General features: G+C 65.4%; 23 protein-coding genes. 13 read left to right on the top strand and 10 right to left on the bottom strand.

Annotation, left to right across the window (positions count from 1 at the left end):
* Positions 1–5: 5 nt before the first annotated feature.
* From paaI to VPH41_RS01880, 13 genes are all read left to right on the top strand, one after another.
* The gene (paaI, locus tag VPH41_RS01820) at positions 6–431 is read left to right on the top strand and encodes a hydroxyphenylacetyl-CoA thioesterase PaaI (RefSeq protein WP_405002807.1); all 426 of its coding nucleotides are present in this window, start codon (positions 6–8) and stop codon (positions 429–431) included.
* Between the two features lie 193 nt (positions 432–624).
* Positions 625–1,953, top strand: coding sequence for a phenylacetate--CoA ligase PaaK (gene paaK, locus VPH41_RS01825; RefSeq protein WP_287775477.1), 1,329 nt, complete (start codon positions 625–627; stop codon positions 1,951–1,953).
* Positions 1,954–1,984: 31 nt separating this feature from the next.
* The gene (gene pcaF / locus VPH41_RS01830; protein WP_152282842.1) at positions 1,985–3,190 is read left to right on the top strand and encodes a 3-oxoadipyl-CoA thiolase; all 1,206 of its coding nucleotides are present in this window, start codon (positions 1,985–1,987) and stop codon (positions 3,188–3,190) included.
* A gap of 77 nt (positions 3,191–3,267) precedes the next feature.
* Positions 3,268–4,419, top strand: coding sequence for an ABC transporter substrate-binding protein (locus tag VPH41_RS01835; RefSeq protein ID WP_328568777.1), 1,152 nt, complete (start codon positions 3,268–3,270; stop codon positions 4,417–4,419).
* Positions 4,420–4,502: 83 nt separating this feature from the next.
* Positions 4,503–5,381 carry a branched-chain amino acid ABC transporter permease gene (locus tag VPH41_RS01840; protein WP_152282840.1) on the top strand — a complete coding sequence of 293 codons (879 nt, stop codon included), beginning with the start codon at positions 4,503–4,505 and terminating at the stop codon, positions 5,379–5,381.
* Positions 5,378–6,361 (top strand): branched-chain amino acid ABC transporter permease, encoded by a 984-nt coding sequence (locus VPH41_RS01845; RefSeq protein ID WP_152282839.1) that lies wholly within the window; start codon positions 5,378–5,380, stop codon positions 6,359–6,361. The genes VPH41_RS01840 and VPH41_RS01845 overlap by 4 nt, the downstream gene beginning before the upstream one ends.
* Before the next feature lies 1 nt (position 6,362).
* A complete protein-coding gene (locus VPH41_RS01850) occupies positions 6,363–7,118 on the top strand; it encodes an ABC transporter ATP-binding protein (protein WP_070311613.1) in 756 nt (251 codons plus the stop codon).
* Complete coding sequence (locus VPH41_RS01855) at positions 7,115–7,846, top strand: ABC transporter ATP-binding protein (protein ID WP_328568778.1); 732 nt, start codon at positions 7,115–7,117, stop codon at positions 7,844–7,846. Before VPH41_RS01850 ends, VPH41_RS01855 begins: the two co-directional genes overlap by 4 nt.
* 88 nt (positions 7,847–7,934) lie before the next feature.
* Complete coding sequence (gene paaY / locus VPH41_RS01860; protein WP_099666450.1) at positions 7,935–8,549, top strand: phenylacetic acid degradation protein PaaY; 615 nt, start codon at positions 7,935–7,937, stop codon at positions 8,547–8,549.
* Between the two features lie 94 nt (positions 8,550–8,643).
* Complete coding sequence (gene paaZ / locus VPH41_RS01865; RefSeq protein WP_328568779.1) at positions 8,644–10,695, top strand: phenylacetic acid degradation bifunctional protein PaaZ; 2,052 nt, start codon at positions 8,644–8,646, stop codon at positions 10,693–10,695.
* Between the two features lie 414 nt (positions 10,696–11,109).
* Entirely contained in the window at positions 11,110–12,372 is a 1,263-nt protein-coding gene (locus tag VPH41_RS01870; RefSeq protein WP_328568780.1) for a hypothetical protein, read from the top strand.
* Positions 12,373–12,382: 10 nt separating this feature from the next.
* Positions 12,383–12,790, top strand: a complete 408-nt coding sequence (locus tag VPH41_RS01875) for a hypothetical protein (RefSeq protein WP_328568781.1) — start codon at positions 12,383–12,385, stop codon at positions 12,788–12,790.
* Between the two features lie 61 nt (positions 12,791–12,851).
* Positions 12,852–14,447 carry a methyl-accepting chemotaxis protein gene (locus tag VPH41_RS01880; RefSeq protein ID WP_328568782.1) on the top strand — a complete coding sequence of 532 codons (1,596 nt, stop codon included), beginning with the start codon at positions 12,852–12,854 and terminating at the stop codon, positions 14,445–14,447.
* Positions 14,448–14,480: 33 nt separating this feature from the next.
* Here the strand turns inward: VPH41_RS01880 and VPH41_RS01885 are convergent, their stop codons facing one another.
* From VPH41_RS01885 to VPH41_RS01930, 10 genes are read right to left on the bottom strand one after another with little or no spacing between them, the layout of a single operon-like run.
* A complete protein-coding gene (locus VPH41_RS01885) occupies positions 14,481–15,704 on the bottom strand; it encodes a M24 family metallopeptidase (protein WP_328568783.1) in 1,224 nt (407 codons plus the stop codon).
* 58 nt (positions 15,705–15,762) lie between these two features.
* Positions 15,763–16,299, bottom strand: coding sequence for a type II secretion system protein (locus VPH41_RS01890; protein WP_328568784.1), 537 nt, complete (start codon positions 16,297–16,299; stop codon positions 15,763–15,765).
* The gene (locus tag VPH41_RS01895) at positions 16,286–16,669 is read right to left on the bottom strand and encodes a type IV pilin protein (RefSeq protein WP_152255061.1); all 384 of its coding nucleotides are present in this window, start codon (positions 16,667–16,669) and stop codon (positions 16,286–16,288) included. The genes VPH41_RS01890 and VPH41_RS01895 overlap by 14 nt, the downstream gene beginning before the upstream one ends.
* Before the next feature lie 5 nt (positions 16,670–16,674).
* Positions 16,675–17,145 (bottom strand): type II secretion system protein, encoded by a 471-nt coding sequence (locus VPH41_RS01900; protein ID WP_287775490.1) that lies wholly within the window; start codon positions 17,143–17,145, stop codon positions 16,675–16,677.
* Positions 17,146–17,153: 8 nt separating this feature from the next.
* Positions 17,154–19,058 carry a secretin and TonB N-terminal domain-containing protein gene (locus tag VPH41_RS01905; RefSeq protein WP_328568785.1) on the bottom strand — a complete coding sequence of 635 codons (1,905 nt, stop codon included), beginning with the start codon at positions 19,056–19,058 and terminating at the stop codon, positions 17,154–17,156.
* Positions 19,055–19,594 carry a hypothetical protein gene (locus tag VPH41_RS01910; RefSeq protein WP_328568786.1) on the bottom strand — a complete coding sequence of 180 codons (540 nt, stop codon included), beginning with the start codon at positions 19,592–19,594 and terminating at the stop codon, positions 19,055–19,057. The genes VPH41_RS01905 and VPH41_RS01910 overlap by 4 nt, the downstream gene beginning before the upstream one ends.
* Positions 19,591–20,211, bottom strand: coding sequence for a type 4a pilus biogenesis protein PilO (locus VPH41_RS01915; RefSeq protein WP_328568787.1), 621 nt, complete (start codon positions 20,209–20,211; stop codon positions 19,591–19,593). Before VPH41_RS01915 ends, VPH41_RS01910 begins: the two co-directional genes overlap by 4 nt.
* Positions 20,199–20,741 (bottom strand): hypothetical protein, encoded by a 543-nt coding sequence (locus VPH41_RS01920; protein WP_328568788.1) that lies wholly within the window; start codon positions 20,739–20,741, stop codon positions 20,199–20,201. The genes VPH41_RS01915 and VPH41_RS01920 overlap by 13 nt, the downstream gene beginning before the upstream one ends.
* On the bottom strand, positions 20,732–21,520 hold the full coding sequence (locus VPH41_RS01925) for a hypothetical protein (protein WP_328568789.1): 789 nt from the start codon (positions 21,518–21,520) through the stop codon (positions 20,732–20,734). Before VPH41_RS01925 ends, VPH41_RS01920 begins: the two co-directional genes overlap by 10 nt.
* Positions 21,507–23,204 carry a GspE/PulE family protein gene (locus VPH41_RS01930; protein WP_328568790.1) on the bottom strand — a complete coding sequence of 566 codons (1,698 nt, stop codon included), beginning with the start codon at positions 23,202–23,204 and terminating at the stop codon, positions 21,507–21,509. The genes VPH41_RS01925 and VPH41_RS01930 overlap by 14 nt, the downstream gene beginning before the upstream one ends.
* Between the last annotated feature and the right edge of the window lie 9 nt (positions 23,205–23,213).

Here is a 23,213-nt window from a genome sequence, read left to right on the forward strand (position 1 = left end):
ACAACATGACTGCACAAGCCCTGGCCGAAGCGGCCGCCGCCTCCATGCTGTCGCGCGATAACGCCACCGCCGCCATGGGCATCGCCCTGGCCGAAGTGGGACCGGGCCATGCGCGCATGACCATGACGGTGCGCGCCGACATGCTCAATGGCCACCAGACCTGCCATGGCGGTTTTATCTTTGCCCTGGCCGACAGCGCCTTCGCGTTTGCCTGCAATAGCTACAACCTGAACACCGTGGGCGCGGGCTGCACCATCGATTACCTGGCGCCGGGCCGCGAAGGCGACGTGCTGACGGCGCACGCCGTCGAACAGGCGCTGGCGGGCAAGAGCGGCGTCTATGACGTCAAGGTCAGCAACCAGGAAGGGCGCGCCATCGCGCTCTTCCGCGGCAAGTCGATCCGCGTGTCGGGTGAAGTCATTGGCGGTTGAAGGTACAAGAGCAGGCTTGAACTGCCGGAATGGTTGTAGATTTTTTTAAGATTAAAAACGCCTCGACAAAACCGTCGCGAGCGGAAGTGAGTTGTGGCCGGGAAGCGGAACTGTGCTGTCGCACAGGGAGCATCGCAGGCCGCCAATCACGACGCGCAGCAGGTTTGGTCAGGCGTTACTAAAGGAGACAGAAATGGTCCAACGTACGCCTTCCCCGAATGACCTGGAGCCGATCGAACGCGCCAGCAAGGATGAACTGCAGGCGCTGCAGCTCGAACGCATGAAATGGACGCTCAAGCACGCGTATGACAACGTGCCCCATTACCGCGCCGCCTTTGATGCGGCGGGCGTGCATCCGGACGACCTGAAGTCGCTGGCCGACCTGTCGAAATTCCCGTTCACCGATAAAAAAGTCCTGCGCGACAATTACCCGTTCGGCCTGTTTGCCGTGCCACGCGAGCAGGTGGTGCGCATCCACGCGTCCAGCGGCACGACGGGCAAGGCCACGGTGGTCGGCTATACGCAGAACGACATCGATACCTGGGCCAACGTGGTGGCGCGCTCGATCCGCGCCGGCGGCGGCCGCGCGGGCGACATGGTGCACATCTCCTACGGCTACGGCCTGTTCACGGGCGGCCTGGGCGCGCACTACGGCGCCGAGCGCCTCGGTTGCACGGTCATCCCCATGTCCGGCGGGCAGACGGAAAAGCAGGTGCAGCTGATCCAGGATTTCAAGCCATCGATCATCATGGTCACACCGTCGTACATGCTCAACATCATCGAGGAATTCACGCGCCAGGGTCTCGATCCGGCTGAATCGTCGCTGAAGGTGGGCATCTTCGGCGCCGAGCCGTGGACGGACGCCATGCGCTCGGAAATCGAAGCGCGCGCCGGCATCGACGCCGTCGACATCTACGGCCTGTCCGAAGTGATGGGCCCGGGCGTGGCGTCCGAATGCATCGAGAGCAAGGACGGTCCCGTCATCTGGGAAGACCATTTTTACCCGGAGATCATCGATCCGGAAACGGGCGAAGTGCTGCCGGACGGCGCAGAGGGCGAGCTGGTATTTACCTCGCTGTCGAAAGAGGCGCTGCCCATCATCCGCTACCGCACGCGCGACCTGACCCGCCTGCTGCCGCCGACATCGCGCTCGATGCGCCGCATCGGCAAGATCACGGGCCGCTCGGACGACATGCTGATCATCCGCGGCGTGAACGTCTTCCCCACGCAGATCGAAGAGCTGATCCTGAAAATGCCGAAGCTGGCGCCGCAATACCAGCTGGTGGTCACGCGCGACGGCCACCTCGACAAGCTGGAAGTGATCGCCGAGCTGCGCGTCGACCTCACCGCCGCCATCTCGGCCAGCGAAACGGACGCCCTGGCGCGCGAGCTGGAACACCGCATCAAGACGCACGTGGGCGTGAGCACGCGCGTGCGCCTGGTGGCCGCCGCCGGCATCGAACGCACGCTGACGGGCAAGGCCCGCCGCGTGGTCGACCAGCGCCCGAAGATTTTTTCCTAAATTTCCCTACATCGATCAAGCAGGATAGACCATGAACGAAGCCTTTATTTGTGACGCCGTGCGCACTCCCTTTGGCCGCTACGGCGGCGCGCTGTCGAGCGTGCGCGCCGACGACCTGGGTGCGCTGCCGATTGCCGCGCTGATCGCCCGCAACCCGTCCGTCGACTGGTCCGCCATCGACGACGTGTTTTACGGCTGCGCCAACCAGGCGGGCGAAGACAACCGCAACGTGGGCCGCATGGCCGCGCTGCTGGCCGGCTTGCCGGCCGCCGTACCCGCCAATACCATCAACCGCCTGTGCGGCTCCAGCCTCGATGCCGTCGGCATGGCGGCCCGCTCCATCAAGGCGGGCGAGGCGGAACTGATCATCGCCGGCGGCGTGGAAAGCATGACGCGCGCGCCTTTCGTGATGGGCAAGGCCGACAGCGCGTTCTCGCGCGCGGCAAAGATCGAAGACACGACCCTGGGCTGGCGCTTCGTGAACGGCAAGATGAAGGCGCAGTACGGCATCGACACCATGCCGGAAACGGCGGAAAACGTGGCCGTGGAATTTGGCATCAGCCGCGCCGACCAGGATGCTCTGGCCCTGCGCAGCCAGCAGCGCTGGGCCGCGGCCCACGCGGCCGGCGTGTTCGAGCGCGAAATCGTGCCCGTCGCCGTGCCGCAAAAAAAGGGCGATCCGAAGATGGTCACCGCCGATGAACATCCGCGTCCCGACACCTCGCTGGAAATGCTGGCAAAGCTCAAGGGCGTGGTCAAGGCGGACGGCACCGTCACGGCCGGCAATGCCTCGGGCCTGAACGACGGCGCCTGCGCCATCCTGCTGGCGTCCGCCGCCGCCGTCGACAAGTACAAATTGACGGCCCGCGCAAAAGTGCTGGGCATGGCCACGGCCGGACTGGCGCCGCGCATCATGGGTTTCGGTCCTTCGCCCGCTTCGCGCAAGGTGCTGGCGCAGACGGGTCTGACCATCGAACAGATGGACGTGATCGAACTCAATGAGGCGTTTGCCGCGCAGGCGCTGGCCGTCACGCGCGACCTGGGCCTGGCGGACGATGCCGCGCACGTGAACCCGAATGGCGGCGCCATCGCCATCGGCCATCCGCTGGGCGCATCGGGTGCGCGCCTGGTGATGGCCGCCCTGAACCAGCTCGAACGCACGGGCGGGCGCTATGCTTTGTGCACCATGTGCATCGGCGTGGGGCAGGGTATTGCTGTAGTGATTGAACGCGTATAAAAAAGTAAAAAAGGCGCAGGCTGGTAAAAAAGCGCCAACCATACATAGACCGTAGTGCCAACCTGGTGGAGACCACAATGATTGCCAATATCTTCAAGAAAACCCTGATCGCCGGCGTGCTGGCCATGTCCGCTGCGGGCGCGTATGCGGCCGATAACATCAAGATCGGCTCCGTGCTGTCCGTCACGGGTCCTGCCGCCTTCCTGGGCGACCCGGAGCTGAAAACTCTGCAGCTGTATATCGAGAAGATCAACGCGGCCGGCGGCGTCCTGGGACGCAAGCTGGAACTGGTGCATTACGATGACGGCAGCGATGCCGCCAAGGCCAACGGCTTTACCAAGCGCCTGATCGAATCGGACAAGGTCGACGTGCTGATCGGCGGCACCACCACCGGCGCGACGATGGCGATGGCGCCATTGGTCGACCGCGCCAGCATGCCCTTCATTTCGCTGGCCGGCGCCGTGGTCATCATCGATCCCGTGAAGAAGTGGGTGTTCAAGACGCCGCACACGGACCGCATGGCGGCCGAGAAGGTGTTCGAAGACATGAAGAAGCGCGGCATCAGCAAGGTGGGCCTGCTGTCGGAGACGAGCGGCTTCGGCGCCTCGGGCCGCAAGGAATCGCAGATCGTCGCCTCGAAATACGGCATCACCCTGGTGGCCGATGAAACCTACGGGCCGAAAGACACGGACATCACGGCGCAGCTGACCCGCATCAAGAATACAAGCGGCGTGCAAGCCGTCTTCGTCTTTGGCCTGGGCCAGGGCCCGGCCGTGGTGACGAAGAACTACGGCCAGCTGGCCATGTCCGCGCTGCCGCTGTACCAGTCGCATGGCGTGGCGTCGGACGAATACCTGAAGCTGTCGGGCAAGGCCGCCGAAGGCGTGCGACTGCCGACGCCAGCCCTGCTGATCGGCGCCATGCTGCCCGACAGCGACGCGCAAAAAGCCGTCGTCGTCGGCTACGACAAGACCTACAAGGAGCGCTACAAGATCGACCCGTCGACCTTTGGCGGCTATGCGCTCGACGCCCTGAACCTGTCGGTCGACGCCATCAAGCGCGCCGGCGGCACGGACCGCGAAAAAGTGCGCGCGGCGCTGGAGCAGACCAAGGGCTTCGTGGGCACCACCGGTGTCTTCAACATGTCGGCCAAGGACCATATGGGCCTGGACCTGTCGGCTTTCCGCATGGTCGAAGTGAAGAACGGCGAATGGCAATTGTCGAAATGATGTTCGAAACAAGGTAAGCCGGAAGTACCGCGCGGGCTGCCCTCGACGGCGGCCCGCGCGCAGCCGAACATAATGGAGACACCATGGAAGTCGCTCAATTTCTACAATTTCTGTATTCCGGGATGACGGTCGGTTCCGCCTATGCGCTGGCGGCGCTGGGCTTTACCATCATCTACAACACCAGCGGCGTGATCAACTTCGCCCAGGGCGAGTTCATCATGCTGGGCGGGATGCTGGCCGCCGTGATGTCGGCCGCCGGCGTGCCGCTGCCGCTGGCCATCATCCTGGCCGTCGTCGCCACGGGTATCGTTGGCCTCCTGATGGAAAAAACCGTGATCGAACCGGCGCAAAACGCGCAGGTCATCACCCTCTTGATCATCACCATCGGCGCTTCGCTGGTGCTGCGCGGCCTGGTGCAAATCTGGCTGGGCAAGGATACGCATGCGCTGCCGGCCTTTTCCGGCGACGCGCCGATCGAATTCCTGGGCGCCAGCCTGCTGCCGCAAAGCCTGTGGGTGCTGGGCGTGACGGTCGTCATCGTGCTGGTGCTGGGATGGTTCTTTGGCCGCACCCTGATGGGCAAGGCCATGCTGGCCACCTCGCACAACAAGCTGGCCGCGCAACTGGTGGGCATCAATACGCGCAAGGTGCTGCTGTTTTCGTTCGGCCTGTCGGCGCTCCTGGGCGCGGCGGGCGGCATCCTCGTCGCGCCGATCACGTATACCTCGTATGACGCGGGCATCATGCTGGGCCTGAAAGGCTTCGTTGCCGCCGTCCTCGGTGGCCTGGGCGGCGGCGCGGGCGCCATTGCCGGTGGCCTGATCCTGGGCATCGCCGAAGCCATGACGGCCGGTTACATTTCCTCGGCCTACAAGGACGCCGTGCCTTTCGTGCTGATTCTGCTGATCCTGTTCTTCCTGCCGCAAGGCTTGTTTGGCGCTAAAAATTCGGAGCGAGTATGACCAACTTTTTCACGCGCTCGCGCCACGGCGGCTTGCTGGTGCTGGCCCTGGTGCTGGCCATCCTGCCCCTGTTTCTCAGCAACGCGTTCTACTATGACGTGGCGATCCGCATCGCCCTGAACGCCATCGTCGTCATCGGCCTGAACCTGTTGATGGGCTATACGGGCCAGATCAGTCTCGGTCACGCGGGTTTCTATGGCCTGGGCGCATATGCGTCGGCCGTGCTGACCACCCACTACGGCTGGCCGCCGCTGGCCGCGCTGGCGGCGGGCGCCGTCGCCACCGGGCTGCTGGCGCTGCTGTTGGCACGCCCCGTGCTGAAACTCAAGGGCCATACGCTGGCCATGGCGACCCTGGGCCTGGGCATCATCATTTCCATCGTCATCAACAACGAGACGCAGTGGACAGGTGGCCCGGACGGCATCGGCGTGTCCGCCTTCACGGTGGCCGGCCTGGAAATCGCCGGCGAGAAATCGTGGTACCTGGTGTGTGCCGTGCTGCTGTTGCTGGTCACCTGGCTGGCCCTGAACCTGATCGATTCGCCCGTCGGCCGCGCGCTGCAGGCCATCCACGGCTCGGAAGTGGCAGCCCGCGTGGTGGGCGTCGACACGACCCGCTTCAAGGTGCGCGTGTTCGTGCTGTCGGCCGTCATCGCCAGCATCGCGGGCAGCATCAGCGCCCACTACATCGGCTTCATCACGCCCAACCTGGCCGGCTTCTTCCACTCGATCGAGCTGGTGACGATGGTGGTGGTGGGCGGCATGGCGTCGATCTTCGGCTCCATCATCGGTGCGGCCCTGCTGACGATCCTGCCGCAACTGCTGTCCAGTTTTGAAGGCTGGGAAACGGTGGTGTTTGGCGTGATCCTGATGGCGACCATGATCTTCATGCCCAAGGGCCTGGTGCCCAGCCTGGCCAGCCGTTCGCGCAAGCGGGCTGCCACGCCCAAGGCGCCCGTCAAATCCGCGCAGGAGGTGTGACATGCTGACGATTAACAATCTGAGCAAGAGCTTTGGCGGCGTGCACGCGGTGCAGGACGTGAGCTTTACCGTCAAGGAAGGTAATATCCATTCCGTGATCGGCCCGAATGGCGCCGGCAAGACGACCCTGTTCAACCTGATCACGGGCGTGTACACGCCCACCAAAGGCGAGATCCTGCTCAATGGCGAAAACGTGGCTGCCATGTCGCCCGATGCGCTGGCGCGGCGCGGCATGAGCCGCACCTTCCAGAACCTGCAGGTGTGCATGAACATGACGGCCATCGACAACGTGATGGTGGGCGCGCACCTGCGCCTGAACCAGAACCTGTTCGCTTCCATGCTGCGCTTGCCGTCCGTGCGCCGCGCCGATGCGGCTTGCCGCGACGAGGCGGCGGGCCTGATGGAATTCGTCGGCGTGGGACGGCATATCGATGACGAAGCGGGGCAGATGTCGTACGGCGCCTTGAAGCGCCTGGAAATCGCCCGCGCGCTGGCGGCCAAGCCGAAGGTGCTGCTGCTCGATGAACCGGCCGCAGGCCTGAACCACACGGAAACGGGCGAAATCGAAGCCTTGATCCGCAAGGTGGCGCAGTCGGGCGTGACGGTGGTGCTGGTCGAGCATGACATGAAACTGGTGATGAATCTGTCGGACCATATCCTGGTGCTCGACTATGGCAAGAAGCTGGCCGAAGGGACTGCCGCCGAAGTGCGCGCCAATCCCGACGTGGTGGCAGCGTATCTGGGAGTGGCTGCATGATGATGGAAAAACCTCAATCGCCGCTGGTGCTCGACATCCAGGGACTGACCAGCCATTACGGCCGCATCCAGGCCCTGCACGGCATCGACCTGCAGGTGCGTCAGGGCCAATTGGTGGCGCTGGTGGGTGCCAATGGCGCCGGCAAGACGACCCTGCTGCGCGCCATCTCCGGCGTGCAGCCGATCAGCGCCGGCAGCATCGCCTTCGCGGGCCAGGACGTGAGCCGCATGAGCGCGGACAAGCGCGTGCGCAGCGGCATTTGCCAGGTGCCGGAAGGGCGGCAAGTGTTCGGCCCCATGACGGTGGAAGACAATCTGCGCCTGGGCGCCTTCACGCGTCCTGCGCAGGACGTGGCGGGCGACATGGAGCGCATGTACGGCCTGTTCCCGATCCTGAAGGAAAAGCGCCTGCTGCTGGCCGGGACGCTCTCCGGCGGGCAGCAGCAGATGCTGGCCATGGCGCGCGCGCTGATGGGCCGTCCGCAACTGCTGCTGCTCGATGAACCGAGCATGGGCCTGGCGCCCTTGCTGATCGCGGAAATCTTCCGCATCGTGGCCGAGTTGCGCGACCAGGGCATCACCATCTTCCTCGTCGAGCAGAACGCGCATGCGGCGCTGTCGATCGCCGACGTGGGCTATGTGATCGAGACGGGCGCCATCACGCTGTCCGGCCCCGGTCCCGAATTGCTGCATAACGAGCAGGTGCAAAGCGCTTATCTCGGCATGTAAAAATCAGGGGTCAGACCCGTCGGGTCTGACCCCAGCTCTACGCTGCGTCTAGAAATAGATTTCGCGGCATTTGTATTGGAGAGTGAGTATGGTCAAAGTCTACGAAATCAACGGCGTCACCCCCGTCGTCCACCCCAGCGCCTATGTGCACCCGTCGGCCGTGCTGATCGGCGACGTGATCGTCGGCCCGCGCTGCTATATCGGCCCGCTGGCCTCGATCCGCGGCGACTTCGGCCGCCTGATCCTGGAAGAGGGCGCGAACCTGCAGGACACCTGCGTCATGCACGGTTTTCCCGGCTGCGACACGGTGGTCGAAGTCGACGGCCATATCGGCCATGGCGCCGTGCTGCACGGTTGCCGCATCGGCCGCAACGCGCTCGTCGGCATGAATGCGGTGGTGATGGACAACGCCATCATCGGCGAGGAGTCCATCGTCGCGGCCATGAGTTTCGTCAAGGCGGGCATGATCGTCGCGCCGCGCAGCATGGTGGTGGGTACGCCGGCCAAGGTGATGCGCGCGCTCACCGACGATGAAATCAAATGGAAAAGCTCGGGCACGGGCCAGTACCACGAACTGGCCGTGCGCTCCATGCACACGATGCGCGAAGTGGAAGCCCTGACGGAAGTCGAGGCAAACCGCCAGCGCCTGAATTTCGAATCGGCCTTGCCGCTGCATCTGCACAAGAACGCAGCAGCGCAGTAAGCCAGCATGGGCCTAGGTCGGATCAGCGGGGCAGTGCCCCGCGCAATCCGACGCCACCAACCTCACCAACACCTTTGTCTTACGGAGAAACCACATGGCTCACATATCCACGCTGCAAAGCCTGATCGCCGGCCGCTGGCTGGGCGAAAGCGCCGCCGTGCCCCTGCACAGCGCCTTGAACAACCGTGTCATCTATCACACGCACGGGGAAAAGATCGACTTCGACGAAGCCGTCACGTATGCGCGCAAGACGGGCGTGCCGGGCCTGATGGCGCTGGACTTCCAGCAGCGCGCCGCGCGCCTGAAGGCGCTGGCCCTGTACCTGGTCGAGCGCAAGGAAGAGCTGTATGCGATCTCGCACCTGTCGGGCGCCACGCGCGCCGACAGCTGGGTCGACATCGAAGGCGGCACGGGCACCCTGTTCGCCTACGCCAGCATGGGCAGCAACGAGCTGCCGTCGTCGAACGTGCTGCATGAAGGCCCGGCCATCGCGCTGGGCAAGAAGGGCGGTTTCGCCGGCACGCACATCCTGGTGCCGCGCGGCGGCCTGGCCGTGCACATCAACGCCTTCAACTTCCCCATCTGGGGCTTGCTGGAGAAATTCGCCCCCAGCTTCCTGGCGGCCATGCCCTGCATCGCCAAGCCGGCCACGGCGACGAGCTACCTGACGCAAGCCGTCGTGCGCATGATGCACGAATCGGGCTTGCTGCCGGCCGGCAGTTTGCAGCTGGTGATCGGCTCCACGGGCGACTTGCTGGACCGCCTGAATGGCCAGGATTTCGTCACCTTCACGGGATCGGCCGCCACGGCCGCCAAGCTGCGCACGAATTCGAACCTGATTGCCCAGTCCGTGCCGTTCAACGGCGAGGCCGATTCGCTCAATTGCGCCATCCTGGCGCCGGACGTCACGCCCGACGACGTGGAGTTCGACCTGTTCGTCAAGGAAGTCGTGCGCGAGATGACGGGCAAGTCGGGCCAGAAGTGCACGGCCATCCGCCGCATCATCGTGCCCGAGCACCTGATGGACGCCGTCGGCACGCGCTTGCGCGAACGCCTGGCCAAGGTGGTGGTGGGCGACCCGTCCATCGAAGGCGTGCGCATGGGCGCGCTGGCCTCGAAAGAGCAGCAGAACGACGTGGCCGAGCGTGTCGCCACCCTGTCGCAGGGTAACGAGGTGGTGTTCGGCGCGGCCGACGGCTTCAACCCGCTGGGCGATGGCGCTCAAGATGGCAGCTTCTTCTCGCCCACCCTGCTGCTGTGCCGCGACGCCTTCGGCAACGATGCCGTGCATGACGTGGAAGCGTTCGGTCCCGTCAGCACCATGATGGGCTACAACGATATCGATGAAGCGCTGGCCCTGGCCGCGCGCGGCAAGGGCAGCCTGGTGAGCACCCTGGTGACGCGCGATCCGAAGATCGCCGCGCGCGTGGTGCCGCAAGTGGCGGCCACGCATGGCCGCGTGCACGTGCTCGAGCGCGTGGCGTCCGTCGATTCGACGGGCCATGGCTCGCCCCTGCCGCAGCTGAAGCACGGCGGCCCTGGCCGCGCGGGCGGCGGCGAAGAGCTGGGCGGTGTGCGCGCCGTGCGCCACTACCTGCAACGGGCGGCCGTGCAAGGCTCGCCGACCATGCTGGCGGCCATCACGGGCGAGTACGTGCGCGGCGCGGACGTCAACGAAAGCCCGATCCACCCGTTCCGCAAGCACTTCGAGGACTTGAAGACGGGCGACTCGCTGCTCACGCACCGCCGCACCGTCAGCGAAGCGGACATCGTCGCCTTCGGCGGCATCTCGGGCGACTTCTTCTACATGCACTTCGACGAAATCGCGGCCAAGGAATCGCAGTTCGGCAAGCGCATCGCCCACGGCTACTTCGTGCTGTCGGCGGCCGCCGGCCTGTTCGTCTCGCCCGGCGTGGGCCCCGTGCTGGCCAACTACGGCCTGGACAACCTGCGCTTCGTCGCGCCCGTCGCCATCGGCGACACCATCCGCGCGCGCCTGACGTGCAAGCGCAAGGTCGACCGCAACCGCAAGGACGTGTTTGGCGTGGGGCAGGGCGTGGTGGCGTGGGACGTGCAGGTGACCAACCAGAATGAAGAGCTGGTGGCCAGCTACGACATCCTGACCCTGGTGTCGAAGCGCGAATAAGCGTTTCCGGCTGGACTGGCTTGAACGGCGCCGCCCGCGATATTCGCGCGGGCGGCGCTTTTTACATGCGTGAAGGACGGCTCCATTCCACGGAGTCCTTTCCGTCTTGAATTATCCATAAGTGTATGAAAAGTATAGTGAAAGTGTGGTTTTGCACGGCGTGCTATTTAGATAAACCCCTCTAGAACGCGTGCTTTTTCCCTGAAAACGGGCGAATTTGCTCATTGCCTCCAGAAAACTTTCCAAAGTAAAACCTTTTCTCTGTAGCATGGTTTTACTCACTGGTCACGCCGCCATGCACGCCCAAGGCGACGGCGGCGCGAAAAAAACGGACCCGGCCTTTTACGGCCGGTGAGCCATCGACCTCGAGTCCACTCCACGATTAATGTTCACCGCTACGGGTATTTAATTACTATGAATAAACACGTCCTGATTTTCCTGCTGGCCATGCCCCTGGCCATCAGCCATGCCTATGCCGAAGAGGCCATCGGGCCCTCCGTCAAGATCAGCGGTTACGGCAGTGCCGCCCTGACCATGGCCGATACCGACAACGCGCAGTTTGCGCGCCCGAACCAGGCTGCGGGCGCCGGCCGCACTGCGCGCACGGGTGTCGATTCCAACCTGGGCTTGCAGGCCAATGTCACCGTCAATCCGTGGCTGTCGGCCACCGTGCAGGGCCTGGCGCGCAAGGATGGCGAGGATGATTTCGGCGCCGAACTGGCGTGGGCCTTCGCCAAGGCCAAGGTGTCGGACAGCTTCAGCGTGCGCGTCGGCCGCATGGGCCTGCCCGTCTTCATGATTTCCGATTACCGCAACGTGGGCTATGCGAACACCATGCTGCGCCCGCCCGGCGAAATGTATTCGCAGGTTCCCCTCAACAGCATCGACGGCATCGACGGCACCTACCAGTTCAGCGCGGGCGATACCAGCATCACCACGCAGCTGGCGCTGGGCCGCACCAAGGCCACCCTGGCCACGGGTCCCGATTCGACCGTGCAGGTGGAAGGCAAGTCCATCGTCGCCCTCAACGTGGTGGCCGAGCATGGCCCCGTCACCGTGCGCTTCGGCCGGGCCGAGACCAGGCTGACGATCAACGATTCGCCCAGCCTGAACACCTTGATGGGCAGCCTGCGCGCGGCCGGCAGCGGCTACAGGATCGCCCAGCTGGGTGCCCTGGCCGATGCGCTGGAAGTGAAGGACAAGAAGGCGTCGTTCACGTCCGTGGGCCTGGGCCTGGACTGGAACAACGTGCTGGTGCAGTCGGAATATGCGAAGCGCAAGACGGACAGCTATGTCAGCGACAGCACCTCGTGGTACGTGATGGGCGGCTATCGCATGGGCGCCTTTCTGCCGTATTACAGCCACGCCAGCCTGAAGGCCGATGGCCGCGTGAACAACACCGTGCCTGCCGCCTGTCCTGCCGGCTATCCGGCCGCCTGTACGCCGACCCTGCGCGCCCTGTCGGCTGGCGTCGACACCCTGGCCTATATGCGCAACCAGCTGGAGCAGTCGACGGACAGCATCGGCGTGCGCTGGGACTTCCACCGTTCGGCCGCCCTGAAGGTGCAGATCGACCGCATCAAGCCGAAGAATGGCCCGGGCCTGTTCGTGCAAGCCAAGCCAGGCTTCCATGGTCCCGTCACGGTGGCTGCCGCCGCCATCGATTTCGTTTTCTGAGGAGCGCCGCATGAAACCATTTATTGCAAATGTGGCTGCCTTGCTGGCACTGTCGAGCGCCGTTCCCGCCATGGCTGAAGTGGTCGTGGTGGTCAATCCGAAGAGCGCCGCCGGCGCCATGACGAATGAACAGGTAACGCAATTCTTTCTCGGTAAATCGACGGCCATGACGCCGATCGACCAGCCGGAAAGCGCCCCCGTGCGCGCCGAGTTCTACAAGAAGGTGACGGACAAGGAGCCGTCGCAGGCGAAGGCCCTGTGGTCCAAGCTGGTCTTCACGGGCAAGGCGACCTTGCCGAAGGAAGTGGCCAATAGCGCGGACGTGAAGAAGGCTGTTGCGGCCGATCCGAAAGCCATCGGCTATATCGAAAAGAGTGCCGTCGACGGCACCGTCAAAGTGGTGCTGACGGCGCCATAAAGCCGGCTCGGGCCGCACGCCATGCGGCGGCCCGACAATCGATCAACATCAGGAGACAGCAATGAGCATCAAACGCAAGATATGGGCGCTGCCTGTCGTCTCGGCCGTGATTTTCGGACTGGGACTGGCCGTCAGCGCCTATCTGTCCACGGCCACGCTTAATTCCATCCACGCCACCGAAAGTGCCGACTATCCCGTGCTCGACATGGCCAAGTCGCTGACCCTGGACGTGGCCGCCGTCGGCGACGCCCTGCGCGATGCCGTCAGCGAAGGCGACAAGGAGCGTATCGGCCAAGTTGGCGGCCAGGCCGTCAAGCTGCGCGCCAAGCTGGGCGATTTTGCGGCGATCCCCGGCCAGCGCGAGCAGGGCCAGCGCCTGGCCAAGGAATTCGATGCCTACTATGCGCCGGCGCTGAGCGCGGCGCGCATCATGCTGGAAATGGAGGAAGGCGATCCGCAGGCGACCGTGGCGCGCATGCAGGGTGCGCTGGCGGTGCTCAACGCCGACCTGGCGAAGACCAACGAACAGGCGCAAGTGCAGTTCAAGCAGGGCATAGAACGCAGCGCGGCCAATGTGCGCAATGCGCTCAATACCAGCATCGTCGTGGCGCTGGCCGTCATCGTCTGCCTGGTGGCCGTCTCGCATTTCGTCGTGCGCGCCATCTGGCAGCAGCTGGGCGGCGAACCCGAATACGCGCGCCAGATCGCGCGCGCCGTGGCCGACGGCGACCTGTCCATGCATATCGTGACGGAGGCGGGTGACCAGGACAGCCTGCTGGCGGCGCTGAAGGACATGCGCGCCAAGCTCGGTGGCATGGTCTCCGATATCAAGGCGTCGGCCGAAACCATCCAGGTGGCCAGCGCGGAAATCGCCCAGGGCAATGCGGACCTGGCCGCGCGTACGGAATCGCAGGCGGGCAGCCTGGATCAGACGGCGCGCAGCATGGACAGCCTCACCAGCACCGTGCGCGACAACGCCGCCAATGCAGGGCAGGCGCACGAACTGGTGGTGTCGGCGTCGGTGGTGGCGGTCAAGGGCGGGCAGGTCGTCAGCCAGGTGGTGAGCACCATGGGCGAGATCAACGATTCGTCCAGGCGCATCGTCGACATCATCGGCGTCATCGACGGCATCGCCTTCCAGACGAATATCCTGGCCCTGAATGCGGCCGTGGAGGCGGCGCGCGCGGGCGAGCAGGGACGGGGCTTTGCCGTGGTGGCGTCCGAAGTGCGCAATCTGGCGCAGCGCAGCGCGGCGGCGGCGCGCGAGATCAAGCAATTGATCGGCGATTCGGTGGCCAAGGTGAATGTCGGCTCGAAGCTGGTCGACGAGGCGGGGCTGACCATGGGGCAGATCGTCGATTCCGTGAAAAAAGTGGCCGACATCATGGCCGAGATCAGCGCAGCGAGCCAGGCGCAAAGCGCCGGCATCGGCGATATCGGCGTGGCCATCGGCAGCATGGACCAGATGACGCAGCAGAACTCCGCGCTGGTGGAACAGGCGTCGGCAGCGGCAGAATCGCTGCAGGAACAGGCCGTGCAGCTGGGCACGGCGCTGGCCGTCTTCAAGCTGGCGCAGGGCGGCGCCGTGCCGGACTACGCGCGAGGCGCCTCGGCCCCGCTAATCCGACCTACCTTGCTGGCGTTGGCGAAGAGGTAGGCTGGATTAGCACAGCGTAATCCAGCACCTGGACTACGCCTGCAGCCCGAACGGATCGTCGATACTGTACGCCGGTTCGGTGAACCAGCGCGGACCGTTTTCCGTCATGTAGAAATGGTCTTCATGGCGGATGCCGAATTCGCCGGGGATGCAGATCATCGGCTCGTTCGAGAAGCACATACCCACGTCGAGCGGCGTCGTGTCGTTGCCCACCAGGTAAGGCCATTCGTGGATATCGAGGCCGATGCCGTGGCCCGTGCGGTGCGGCAGGCCGGGCAGCTTGTAGCCGGGGCCAAAGCCGTCGGCTTCCAGCGAGACGCGCGCCGCGCGGTCCACGTCGCCGCAGGGCACGCCCAGCTGTGCGGCGGAAAACGCCGCGGCCTGCGCCGCCTTTTCGCTGTTCCACACGCTGCGCTGGCGCGCGCTGATGGCGCCAAACACATAGGTGCGCGTGATGTCGGAGATGTAGTTCATCACCTGGCAGCCCGTGTCGATCAGCACCGTGTCGCCCGCCTTCAGCGTTTGCACGTAATTGACGCCATGCGGATAGGCCGTCGCTTCGCCGAACAGCACGATGCAGAAATACGAGCGGGGTGCTCCCACCTTGCGATGCGCGCGCTGGATGAATTCTTCCACTTCCACGGTCGTGATGCCTTCATACAGCATGCTGGCCGTGGCCACGTGCACGGCCAGGGTCATGTCCATCACGCGCTGCATCAGGGCGATTTCCGCGGCGGACTTGCGGCTGCGGCAGTAGGCGGTGACGGCGCGCGCATTTTCCAGTGCGTAGCCGGGAGCCAGCGGCCGGATGCCGTCATAGATGAAGAAGGCGGCGCTTTCGCAGATGCCCACGCGCGGCGGCGCGGCCGCATCCTGGACTATGCCCATGCGCGCCAGCGCGTCGACGAACAGCTGGTATGGGCTTTCGTGCTCTTCCCAGCAATTGACCTTGCCCTCGATGACCATGAAACCCGTCAGGGTGCTTTCTTCGAAGGCGGGGGCGATGTATTCGAGCTCTCCGCTGGCTGGCAGGATGGCGCCCACCATGCGTTCGCTGGCATACCACTTGGTGCCCGTGAAGTACGTGAGGTTGGCGCCCGCGTTCAGGTAGATCGCGGCGATGCCCTGTTTGCGCATGAAAGCCTGCGCCTTGGCGATGCGCTGCGCATGTTCGTCCTTGCCGATGGCGACCATGCCGGACGTCATGTCCGACAGCGATGCCAATGCCTGTTCGATGGAAGTGCCACCTATGCTCATGCCTGCTCCTTTGTACGATGCGTGATGTCGATGCGTGATGCCGAAAGGCCGCATGATATCAGTTCGCGCCTTTCGGCTTGAGTCCGGGCGCGCCGCCGGCGGCATCGGGCTGGGCCAGCACCAGATCGTGCGGATACGTGAATTGCCAGTCCGCGTAGCGCTGCTTGCGGCGCAGGCTGGCGTCTTCGTCGAGGAAGTTGTCCTGCTTGATGGGCAGTTGCGGCGACAGCGAATGGATGCCGACGATGCGGCCCTCCTGCCGCAGCAGGCCCCATTCCTCCTTGCCCGTGACGGGGTCCGCATACAGGCGGCGCAGATGCCGCCGGGCGTTGGCGTAGCGCGGGTCGCGCAGCAGCTCCTGCAAGGTCAGGGGATAACGGGGGCGGCCATCGCCCGGCGTGCTGTCGTAGTAGCGGCCAAGCGCGTTGCGGAATTCATGGCCGATGAACAGCAGCTCGCGCTCCTTTTCGCGCCGCGCGGCCGTGGCAAGCAGCTCGCTGGCCAGCACCAGGCCCACGCCCATGAAGGCCACCAGCATCAGGGTCCAGATATACGCGAAGCCCCGTGCGCGGCGCAGAAAGCTAGAGCTGCTCAAAGGGGATGCCCTCGCGCGTCTTGCCCTTGGCGCCGCTGCGCACGTCGGCCACGCCGCCGATCTCGCCATTCGGCGACGGGATCAATTGCCAGGTGGCGGCGGACTCCGTGACGGGGTCCAATGGCACGCTGCGGAAGTAGTGGTGGGTGACCAGGTCGGCCAGGGCGGCCGGATACTCGCCCTTGTCGGCATAGTATTTATCGAGGCCGCTCCTGAGCACCTGCAAGTTTTCCTTCAGCGCCACTTCCTTCGATTTTTCCACCGAGCCGAAATAGCGGGGAATGGCGATCGTCAGCAGCAGCGAGATGATCGCCAGCACCACCAGCAGTTCGACCAGGGTAAAGCCACGCCGCAAGGACGGGTAGGACATGTCGGTCACCATTGATTGAGCGGCACGCCGTTCAGGCCTGCCTTGGTCGAGCGCGAGGCGACGTCGAACACGTCCTCGCCTTCGCTGGGATTGTCGGGCGGCGAGGCATAGGCGCGCTTGCTCCAGCTGTCGGCCGCGCTGCCCGCTTCCCTGGGCTGGAACGGGTCGCGCGGCAGGCGGCGCAGGAAATAGATGTTCTGCTTCGACGGGCTGCGCTGGTCGGGCACGCCCTCGACCAGTTCCTCGAGTTTCTTCGGATAGCCGGAAGCGCCCAGTGACAGCTTGATGCGGCCATTGTCCGAGGCACGCTTGTAGGCGTCGATGGCTTCGCGCATCTCGATCAGGGCGCTGCGCAATTCATGTTCCTTCGCCCTTTGCTGCGCCACCTGCGCCATCGGCACGGCAACCGTGGCCAGGGTGGCCATGATCGCCAGGGTGATCATCAGCTCGATGAAGGTAAAGCCCTGCTGTTTCATGGTCCACCTCACTGGCCGCCCTTGACCGTGGCCGATGGCGTGGCGCCGGCCTTGTCGCCGGCGGCGGGCGCCTCGTCGCCGCCCGTCATGGGCGAGCCGCTGCGCGGGGCGGCCTGCTCGGGTGCTGCGACGGATTCGGGGCTGCCGCCCACGCTGGCGCGCCCGCCCACGGAGGCCTCGGTGCCGGAATTGAATTCGGCCGTCATCAGGTCGGGGCGGCGGATGCTGCGCAGCAGGCGCGGCGTGATCGACAGCACGATTTCGCTGCGCATGGCGTCGTCCTTCTGGCTGCCGAACAGGCGGTTCAGCACGGGCAGTTCGCCCACGCCGGGCACCTTGTTGGCCGTGCCCCGGTCTTCGTCGCTGATCAGGCCCGCCAGTACCTGCGTCTCGCCATCCTTCAGGCGCAGCACCGTGGAGGCGCTGCGCGTGCCGATCTGGTAAGCCTGCGTACCCGTCTTGCTGATCACTTCCTTCACCACGTTCGACACTTCCAGGTTGATCTTGATGGCCACTTCGTCGTCCAGGTAGACGTTCGGCTCGACGTCGAGCTTCAGGCCCACGTCGATGTAATTGACGCTGTCGGAACTGACGCCGTTATTCGTCGTGACGGTAATGACGGGCACGCGGTCGCCGATGAGGATCTTGGCCTTTTCCTTGTTGCGCACGCGGATGCGCGGGTTGGCCAGGATATTGCTGTCGCTATCGGTCTTGTTGGCGTTGAGCGTGACGCCGCCGATGGCCAGGTTGATGTTGTCGCCATTGATGCGGTGCAGGTCGGCCACCTTCAGGCCGCCCAGGCCCGTGCCGACGCCGGCCAGCGTGAGGCTGGCCTGGTCCGGCCAGCGCACGCCCAGCTCCATCAGGCGCGTGCGCTTCACTTCCAGCACTTCCACCTCCAGCATCACTTCCGGGTCGGCCAGGTCCTGCACGTTGATGATGCGCTCGGCCATGCGCACCATTTCCGGCGTATCGCGCAGCATGATGATGCCCAGGCGCTCGTCGGTGACGACGTCCTTGGCCTTGAGCAGGGTCTTGATGGAAAACGCCACCGTCTTGACGTCCGCATTGGCGAGGAAGAAGGTGCGCACCACCAGCTGCTGGTAATCCTTCACCTTTTGCGGCGTGTTCGGGTAGATCGTGATCGACTTGTCGCTGGTGACGCTCTGTTCGAGCTGGTTGGCACCCAGCAGCATGGCGATGGCTTCCTCGATGCTGGTGTCGCGCACGGAAATGGTGGCGCGCAGGGCCGGGTCGACTTCCTTGTCGAAGACGAAGTTCAGGCCCGACACCTTGCTGAGAAGATCGAACACGGAACGCAGCGGCGCGTCGCGAAATTCGAGGGTCACGGGCTTGCGGTAGGCGGCCGCCAGCTTGCCGCCGGCCGGCCGCGCCTTCGCCTGCTCGTCGCCGATGCGGCTTTTCAGGGCCAGCGCCTCGCGCTGTGCGGGGCGTTCCTGCAGCACCTGGCGCAAGGCTTCCTGCGCCTGCGCGACATTCGCTTCGCCGCCGCGCTGGTAGCTGGCCTGCGCTTCCTGCACCAGCTTGCGATGCCGCGCATCCTGCGCCACGCCGTCCAGGCCACGCTGCGCCACGTCGTTGCTGGGGTCCAGCGCCAGCGCCTGCTGGTACAGCGCTTGCGCCCCGGGCAGATTGCCCTGCTGGCGCAGCGCCTCGGCGCGGCCATTCAGGTTGTTCAGCGCGCGCATCCTGCCGTTCGTGACGGCGATGCGGTACTTGGCGTTGGTCGGCTCGGCTTGCGCCGCCTGTTCCAGCAGGGCCAGGCCCTGTTCCGTGCGGCCCGCTCCCAGCATGGCCTGGCCGTCGTTGTAGGCCTGGTTGCCGGCGCAGGCGGCCAGCAGGGACAGCAGCGGGAGCAGGGTGATGATGGTACCTGGTGCGCGTCGTTTCAATTGAGGTCCCCTACGGCGAGTGTCTGTTTCTGGTTGAGCGGCAGATAGGTAAATTGCAGTGCGCCCTGCACCACGCCGTCGAAGCGGTAGCGCTCTTCGAGCGTGTCGCCGGGACGCGCCACCACGTTGCGGTCGCCCGCTTGCAGGAAGTAGGCGGCCTTGCCTTCGTCGACGAAGCGGCCGAGGAATTGAAAGGGCAGCGGCGGCGGCGCATTCGTATCGACGGCCGCCGCGGGCAACGCAGCCTTGGCGGCCTGCTGGTCGAGCATGATTTTTTTCGGCGTCTCCGGTTGCCAGCTTTGCTTGGCAAACAGGGTAGCCGCTTCGTCATCGTCGAGCGCGCGCCGCGGATGGATCGCCAGCGGGCGGCCAGGCGCCGGCGCGGCGGCATCGGGAAGCATGGTCGCTGACGCCACCCGCTCCACCTGGCGCGTGGTGGCGGTGGCCGGCCCCACGATGCTGCCTTCGTCTTCGGGCGCGAAGAGGGCGGCCAGCAAAGTGGCCACGGCGGCGCCTCCCAGTACGGCTTTTTTCATCGGCGTACCTCCGGCTTCTTCACCAGCAGGATGAACTGGATGCGGGCGTCGATCTCGCCCGCTTCGATCTGCTCGCGCTTGAAGAGCACGGAGTCGAGCGTCAGGGTGGGCAGCTCCTGCAAGGCGTCGACGATGAACGTTTGCAGCTGCGTGTATTCGGCTTTCACGGGCAGGGTGATCTGGTAGCGCAGGAAGGCCGTGTTGCCATCTTCCTGCGGCTTGTAGTCCGCCTTGGCCAGGGTGACCCCGCTCTTCTGCGCCACCTCCAGCAAGGTTTTCAGCTGCTCGGGAATGCTGTCATGCGCAGGCAGGTAGGCGTGGAAAGCGGCCAGGCTGTCGGCGTCGGCATCGAGCGCGATGGGAGCCGGCGGCTGCGCCGACTGTTTCGCCGCAGCGGCCAGTTGCGCGGCCAGTTGCTGCTGGCGCGCAGCCAGCGCATCGCCTTGCTGCATGGCGAAGGCGGCCAGCGCCAGGCAGGTCGCGCCGATGGCGCTGGGCCAGCCCAAAGTACGCCATAGCCGTTGCGCTTCCCACCGCAGGCGCGGCGGAAGGCGCAGCTGCAGGCGTGGACGCGCCACGGGCGTGCTGGCTTTCAGCACGGATTTTATTGCCGCCATTGCGCCTCCAGCTGAAAACGGTACGGGTGTTCGGGAGCGTTCGCATTCATCTCGTGTTTGAGCAGGTACACGGAACTGAACATGGGCTGCTGGTTCAGGAAGGCCAGGTAGTTGAGCATGTCCTGTGGCGTTTCCGCTTCGGCGGCGATTTTCAGGACGCTGGCGCCATCCTGTCCCTGCTGCGCGTTCAGGTCCAGCCCCAGCAGGGCCACGCGCAGGTCGCGCGGCGCCTGTACCGTTTTGACCAGGCGCGTGACGGGCAGGTTGAGCTGGCGCACGGCGGCGGCCACCTGTTTCAGTTCGCTATCGCGTTCGCGCTGCTGGGCCGCCGAGAGGGGGGGGCGCACGGGACGCGCGGGCTGCAGCTGGGCCAGTTGCGCTTCCAGGCGCCGCGTTTCCTGTGCCTGCACCAGCCAGTACACGGCGGCCGGCAACAGCAGCAGGGCACCCGCCAGGCACAGGGCCAGGCGCCAGCCGCTGAAGGTCTGCATTGCGCCCGGCGCCAGCAATTCCAGGCGGCTCAGGCCCATGCGGCCTCCCGCATCAGGTGCGCGGCGCTGGCCACGGCAACGGGCTGGAAGCGCGCCGGCAGTGCATCCTGCGGTTCGCCGCTCAGGTCCAGCAGCGCCACGTGTTCGATCGCGTCGAGCTGCGGCGCGCGCAAGTTCCAGCGCCGCCACGCCCGATCCAGTTCGTCACCCCAGGCGGGGCCGCAGGACTGGCTGTGCAGGGCCGCGATGCGCCCGCCGCTGCTGGTGGCCAGCAGCAGCCGTCCCCCTTCCACCAGGGCGAAGGCGGCAGGTTTGCTACCGGCGATGCTGCGCCAGGCCGGGCCCACGACGGGTTCGATGGACAGGCAGCGCCGGCCATGCGCGGCGGCGGCATCCTGCACGCCCTGCAGCAGGGCCGCATCGATGCCGCAGGCCAGGCGCGGCTTGCCGTACGGCGCATCGTCGGCAGCGAGGCGCCAGGCGCGCGCGCCATCGCCGTAGACGGCGGCGAACTGGCTGTGCAGGAAGCGCTGCGCGCTGGCCCGGTCGAGCAGGGCGCCGCTCCACGGCACCATCAGCATGGCGCACCAGCGGCTGGCCAGGCTGACGGCCAGCGGCAGTTTTTTTTCATTGTGCTGTTCGAGCCAGCCGCGCAAGCTTGCCAGCGCCACTTCCCAGCTGGCGTCGGGGTTCAGGATGGGCACGTGAAAAGCGCTGTCCGCTACGGGACGGCCGGCGCGGCGCAGCACGCCGTCCAATCCGTGCGGCGCCAGGTGCAGGCATACGGTGGCCCGGGTAACGCGTTCAATAAGTGACACGATTGAGCTCCGCTAAAGTGGTTTCGCCGCGCCGCACCAGGTCCAGGCCCGCCTCGCGCGCCAGGCGGAAGCCGTTGCGCGCCGCTTCTTCCTTCATCAGGCTCAGGGGCGCGCGCGTGCAGATCATTTCGCGCATGGCGTCGCTGAGCATCAGGACTTCGGCGACGGCCTTGCGGCCCTTGTAGCCGGTGCCGCGGCAGTGGCCGCAGCCCTTGCCGGCCATGAATTGCCAATCCTGCACCTGGTGCAGGGCCAGGCCGCTGTCGCGCAGCTGCTGCGCATCGGCCAGCACTTCGGCGCTGGCGTCGACGGCGCAATGGGCGCAATTGAGGCGCAGCAGGCGCTGTGCCACGATGCCGTTCAGGGCCGCCGCAAAGCTGTAGGCGTCGACGCCCATGTGCAGGAAGCGGCCCACCACGTCGAACACGTTATTCGCGTGCACGGTGGTAAATACCAGGTGACCCGTGAGCGCCGCCTGCACGGCGATCTGCGCCGTCTCGTCGTCGCGGATCTCGCCGATCATGATCTTGTCGGGATCGTGGCGCAGGATGGAGCGCAGGCCGCGCGCGAACGTCAGCCCCTTTTTTTCGTTGACGGGAATCTGCAGCACGCGCGGCAGCCGGTACTCGACGGGGTCTTCGATGGTGACGATCTTGTCGCGTCCCGTGTTGATTTCCGTGATGGCCGCGTACAAGGTGGTGGTCTTGCCGGAACCCGTGGGACCCGTCACCAGCAGCATGCCGTGCGGCTTGGCGGCCAGGCGCCGTATCTGTTCGATGGCGTCCTCGTTCAGGCCCAGGCTTTCCAGGCGCAGCGCCTGCGCCGCTTCCGTCAATGCGCGCCGGTCCAGCAGGCGCAGCACGGCGTCCTCGCCAAAGATATTGGGCATGATGGAGACGCGGAAATCGATCTCCGCCCCTTTTACGCGCACCTTGAAGCGGCCGTCCTGCGGGATGCGGCGCTCGGCGATGTCGAGGTCGGCCATCACCTTGATGCGCGAAATGATCTGTTCCGCCATCGCCAGGCCCTGCACCTGGCCCGCCTGCACCAGTACGCCGTCGACGCGGTATTTGATGACCAGGCTGGCCACGTCGCATTCGAGGTGGATGTCGCTGGCCTGGAATTTCAGGGCGTCGTAGATGGTGGAGTTCACCAGTTTCACCACGGGGCTGCTGTCTTCGCTGATGCGAATGAGCGAGATGTCTTCGATGCTCTGGTCGAGGCCCGGCACGTCGTCCCCATGCTGCATTTCCTGCATCGCCTGCTGCACGCTTTCCTGCTGCTGCAGGTAGGCGGCCAGGTCGTCCGGATGCGCCAGCGCCACCGTGAAGGGCGTGGACAGGGCGAAGTCGGCCCACTGCAGCAGGTCTTCGCTGAAGGGGTTGCCGATGACGAGCACGGGCGGCACGCCGGGAGCGCCCGGCTGCATCAGCACGCAGTCGCGCTGGGCGCAATCGGTGTAGGGCAGCAGGGCAAAGGCGGGCAGGGCGGCTTGCAGCTTGGCCATCGTCCAGGCCGGATAGCGGAACAGGGCGGCCAGCTGGCGCAGGAAGACTTCGGGCGGCAGGGCCGCCGTTTCCTGCAGCACGGCCATCTGCGGACGGCCCTGTTCCAGCGCGCTGGCGTGGGCGCGGCGCAGCATGGCCGCATCAAGCACGGCCCGTTCTTCGTCGCGTGCGTTCATGGCATGACC

The organism is Janthinobacterium sp. P210006 (genome assembly GCF_036231885.1).
GTDB classification, from domain to species: Bacteria; Pseudomonadota; Gammaproteobacteria; order Burkholderiales; family Burkholderiaceae_D; genus Janthinobacterium; species Janthinobacterium violaceinigrum.